This is a genomic window from Mycobacterium sp. NS-7484 (assembly GCF_001953975.1).
Lineage (GTDB): Bacteria > Actinomycetota > Actinomycetes > Mycobacteriales > Mycobacteriaceae > Mycobacterium.
Map to the genome: position 1 here is coordinate 1 of NZ_MBEJ01000076.1, position 519 is coordinate 519.

2 protein-coding genes are annotated in these 519 nt (G+C 63.8%); both read left to right on the forward strand.

The features are described 5' to 3' along the window. Positions 1-321: MmpS family transport accessory protein (locus tag A5733_RS13345; protein ID WP_076240454.1), on the forward strand; the 321-nt coding region annotated here is incomplete at its 5' end. Continuing rightward, positions 318-519, forward strand: a 202-nt coding sequence (locus A5733_RS13350) for a hypothetical protein (RefSeq protein WP_142253982.1), incomplete at its 3' end; no start/stop codon positions are given. The genes A5733_RS13345 and A5733_RS13350, both read left to right, overlap by 4 nt.

Below are 519 nucleotides of genomic sequence, written 5' to 3' on the forward strand. Positions count from 1 at the left end.
TCGGGCATCTCCAGCGCCAAGGTCGATGACACCAAGCCGTTCGACCCCAAGGTCGTGGTCTATGAGATCTACGGCGAGCCCGGCGCCTATGCCGACGTGAACTACCTCGACCTCGACGCCCAGCCCCAACGCATCGACGGGGTCACCCTGCCCTGGACGCTGCGCCTGGAATCCACCGCCCCGTCGGTGTTCCCCAACATCGTCGCCCAGGGCAACGGCGACACCATCAGCTGCCGCATCACCGTCGATGACGAAGTCAAAGACGAGAGAACTTCCAACGGCGTGAACGCCCAGACCTTCTGCTTGGTGAAATCTGCATGAGCAATTACGACACCCCGACCGACTCGTTCCCGGTCAGCGGCCCACAACACGCCCGGCACGCTGAGCACGGCGGTATCGCCAAGTGGATCCGGCGCCTGTCGGTGCCGCTGATCATCGGCTGGGTCGCGCTGATCGCCGTCCTCAACGTCATCGTCCCGCAGCTCGAAGAGGTCGGGAAGATGCGTTCGGTGTCGATGA